This window comes from Brevundimonas sp., from assembly GCF_032107865.1.
Classification (GTDB): domain Bacteria; phylum Pseudomonadota; class Alphaproteobacteria; order Caulobacterales; family Caulobacteraceae; genus Brevundimonas.
The window spans coordinates 14,225-18,139 of record NZ_DAMCNG010000039.1; the positions used below are offsets into that span (position 1 = coordinate 14,225).

The 3,915-nt window shown below is 67.5% G+C and carries 2 protein-coding genes and 2 pseudogenes; 1 reads left to right on the forward strand and 3 read right to left on the reverse strand.

Annotated elements, in window-relative coordinates; all coding sequences use genetic code 11:
- The 3 genes and pseudogenes from RT567_RS05605 to RT567_RS05615 form a co-directional block, all read right to left on the reverse strand.
- Positions 1 to 265: pseudogene (locus RT567_RS05605) on the reverse strand (hypothetical protein); the annotation flags it as partial.
- Entirely contained in the window at positions 265 to 2,844 is a 2,580-nt protein-coding gene (gene leuS / locus RT567_RS05610; protein WP_313574921.1) for a leucine--tRNA ligase, read from the reverse strand. The pseudogene RT567_RS05605 and the gene leuS, both read right to left, overlap by 1 nt.
- A gap of 88 nt (positions 2,845 to 2,932) precedes the next feature.
- On the reverse strand, positions 2,933 to 3,382 hold the full coding sequence (locus tag RT567_RS05615; RefSeq protein WP_313574923.1) for a DUF3576 domain-containing protein: 450 nt from the start codon (positions 3,380 to 3,382) through the stop codon (positions 2,933 to 2,935).
- A gap of 348 nt (positions 3,383 to 3,730) precedes the next feature.
- Between RT567_RS05615 and RT567_RS05620 the strand changes: the two are divergent.
- A pseudogene (locus RT567_RS05620) lies at positions 3,731 to 3,915 on the forward strand (hypothetical protein); the annotation flags it as partial.

Consider the following 3,915-nt stretch of genomic DNA (forward strand, 5'->3'; position numbering starts at 1 on the left):
CCGTGTCGTCGATGCGACGACCCAGGGGGCGACGGCTCTGCTCGACCTCGGTCGCCAGGCGATAGAGAGGCGCCTGAGCGCCGTCGCGGCCGAAGGCGTCCTCCAACTGCTCGCGCAGGCGATAGCCCAGACGGTCGTCCGGCGTGGTCACGGCGATGCGCGACAGGCCGCCGCTGACGCCGGTCTCGCCGTACATGGGCGTGAAGCCGCAGGCGGACAGCAGGCTTGCGCCCGCCAGGACGCCGAGCAGGGCCAGCCGACGCATCAGCCGGCCACCAGATTGACGATACGGTCAGGCACCACGATCACCTTGCGAACGCTGAGGTTGTTGGCGGCAAGGTAGGCCTGAACCGTCGGATTGGCGAGGGCGGCGGCTTCGACCGTCGCATTGTCCGATCCGCGCGGCAGGACGACCTCGCCGCGACGCTTGCCGCCGATCTGGACGGGCAGGGTGACCTGGTCGTCGGCGGCCAGGGCCGGGTCATAGACAGGCCACGGCGCGTCCAGGACCATTCCGGCCTCGCCCAACTGGGTCCAGGCTTCCTCAGCCAGGTGGGGGGTGAAGGGCGCCATCAGCCGCGCCAGGGTCGACAGGGCGGTCTTCTTCGCCTCGGCGCCGGCCCTGTCGTGCTGACGGATGGTCGCCAGGAAGGCGTAGAGCTTGGCCACGGCCGAGTTGAAGCGGAAATGCTCGACGCCCTCGCTGACGGCCTTGATGGCCTTGTGCGTCTCGCGGGTCAGGGCGGCGTCGACATCGGCGTTTGCGGGCGCGGCGGCGTCGAAGACGGCGTATTCGCCCCAGACGCGCTGGACGAAGCGGGCGGCGCCTTCGACCCCGCCGGTCGACCACTGGATATCGCGCTCGGGCGGGCTGTCGGACAGGATGAACAGACGCCCGGCGTCCACGCCATAGGCGGTGATGATGTCCTGCGGCGCGACCACGTTCTTCTTGGACTTGGACATCTTTTCGATGTCGCCGATCGTCACCGGGGCGCCGGTCGACAGGCGGGTGGCGACGCGCTGGCCGTCCACGGTCTCGATGCGGACGTCCGACGGCTCGACCCAGCGCGGCTTGCCGCTGTCTTCATGGCCGTCGAAATAGGTTTCGTGGATCACCATGCCCTGCGTGAACAGGCCGGCGAAGGGCTCCTTCACGTCCATCAGACCGGCGTCCGACAGGGCGCGGGTGATGAAGCGGGCGTAGAGCAGGTGCAGGACCGCGTGTTCGACGCCGCCGATGTACTGATCGACCGGCAGCCATTTGGCGGCGGCGGCCTTGTTGATCGGCTCGGCCGCCTTGGGATCGGCGAAGCGGGCGAAGTACCAGGAGCTGTCGACGAAGGTGTCGAGCGTGTCTGTCTCGCGCCGGGCGGCGGCGCCGCATGACGGGCAGTTGACGTGTTTCCAGGTCGGGTGGCGGTCCAGCGGGTTGCCCGGCACGTCGAAGGTGACGTCCTTGGGCAGTTCGACCGGCAGCTGGTCGGCCGGAACCGGCACGACGCCGCAGGTCTCGCAGTGGATGACCGGGATGGGGCAGCCCCAGTAGCGCTGGCGGCTGACGCCCCAGTCGCGCAGGCGATAGATGGTCGCGCCTTCGCCCGTTCCGGCGGCCTCGATGCGGCGGATGGCCTCGGCCTTGGCGGCCTCGATGTCCAGACCGTTCAGGAAGTCGGAATGGAAGATGGAGCCGGGGCCGGTATAGGCCTCGTCCGCCACGGCGAAGTCGTCGCCCGCGCCTTCGGGGCGGACGACCGGGATCACCGGCAGGTCATATTTGCGGGCGAAGTCAAGGTCGCGCTGGTCATGCGCCGGGCAGGCGAAGATGGCGCCCGTGCCGTAGTCGGACAGGATGAAGTTGGCGATCCAGACCGAAACCTCGGCCCCGGTGAAGGGATGGATGACCTTCAACCCCGTGTCCCAGCCGATCTTCTCGGCCTGTTCGATGTCGGCCTGGCTGGCGCCGCCCTTGCGGCATTCGGCGACGAAGGCGGCGACCTTGGGGTCAGCCTCCGCCAGTTGCTTTGAGATCGGATGATCGGGAGCAAGCCCCATGAAGCTGGCGCCGAACAGGGTGTCCGGGCGGGTGGTGTAGATCTCCAGCCCATTGTCGAAACCGGCCGGGGCGGCGCCCGACCAGGCCCATTTCATCTGCAGGCCCTTGGATCGGCCGATCCAGTTTTCCTGCATCAGGCGGACCTTCTCGGGCCAGCGGCCTTCCAGCTCGGCCAGACCGTCGATCAGATCGTCCGCATACTGAGTAATACGCAGGAACCACTGGTTCAGCTTGCGCTTTTCGACCACGGCGCCCGAGCGCCAGCCGCGTCCGTCGATGACCTGCTCATTGGCCAGAACGGTGTTGTCGACCGGATCCCAGTTGACCACGCCATCCTTGCGATAGACCAGGCCGCGCTTGAACAGCTCCAGGAACCAGGCCTGCTGCTTGCCGTAGTAGTCGGGGTCGCAGGTGGCGAATTCACGTGACCAGTCCAGCGACAGGCCCAGCAGCTTCAGCTGGTCGCGCATGGTGGCGATGTTGGACCAGGTCCAGTCGCCGGGGTGGACACCGCGCTCCATGGCCGCGTTCTCGGCCGGCATGCCGAAGGCGTCCCAGCCCATCGGGTGCAGGACGTCGAAACCCTGCGCCCGCTTGTGACGCGCCACCACGTCGCCCATCACATAGTTGCGGGCGTGGCCCATGTGGATGTTGCCCGAGGGATAGGGGAACATCTCCAGGACGTAGTATTTCGGACGGCCGGTGTCGGCGTTGGACACCGAAAAGGCGTCGGCCGCAGCCCATCGGGCCTGCTGGCGGGGTTCGGCGGTCTTAGGCTCGTAACGGGCCACGGCGTATCCTGAGGCGGCGCCTCAGGCGCGAAGCTTGAGGCGGGCCTGAGGACGCATTGAAGACGAAAGGTGAGGGCGCGGACGGTCTTTAGCGACGGGCCGCGTTGGCGAGGTTGAGCTGGCGCGCCTTGGTCAGGATGGCGTTCTCCAGATCGGTTTCGGTCTGGGCCGCGACCGGGGCGGAAACCCAGGCGCCGGCGGCGTCCTTGACTTCCTTGGTGATGGCGACGTTCAGGGCGTCGGCGCGCAGGCGGCGATCCAGGATGAAGACGGTCGCCTTGAAGCGCTCGTTCGGCGCCTGCGGATTGACGTACCAGTCATAGTTCACCACGCCGCCCCAGGGATCGGCGCTGGTCAGCGGCATGAAGGACAGGGTGTCCAGGGTGGCGCGCCACAGATAGGCGTTCACGCCGATGCCTAGCTGGGACTCCATGGTGGGCGCCTTGGCCTTAGAGCCGCCGAACGGCAGGCTGGAGCAGCCCCCGAGCAGCAGGCCCGAGGCGATCAGGGCGACCGCAGCGCCGCGAACAAGAGCCATTCCGTGATCTCCGTGAAAGGGTTTGACGCCGCATGAGGGAACGTCGCCTAGCGACGCCCACGCACACTCGCGTCAGCAACGCTCTATAACACGGCGAAAAGGGGCGATGACAAGGCGATCCGGCATCAGACTCGACCAATAGAGGCCTCGGTCCGGCCCTTCTGCGTGACAAGGGCGCCACAGCCCGCGCCGGAGTCGCCTGGAACCTATGCCATAGGGCCACGTTGCGTTGACCGTAGGAATGCAGTCCATATCTTATCCCCAGATCAGACGCGGCTCGTTCAGGCGCGCTCTGAGGTCGTCAACAAGGGTCGCCGCAGAAAACGAGCGATCCATAGGGTGGGTGAAATGCGTTTCGTCGCCGTCATCGCTGCAAGCGTGGGCGCCCTGGCCTTGGCCGGGGCGGCGACCGACGCCGCTGCACAGACGCGCGGCCGCGCCCCTGCTGTCAGCCTGACCGACATCGCCGCCCAGTCGCCCAGCACCCCGACCGCCGCTCAACGTCGCGGCCTGCGCTGGAATGAGAACGGCCG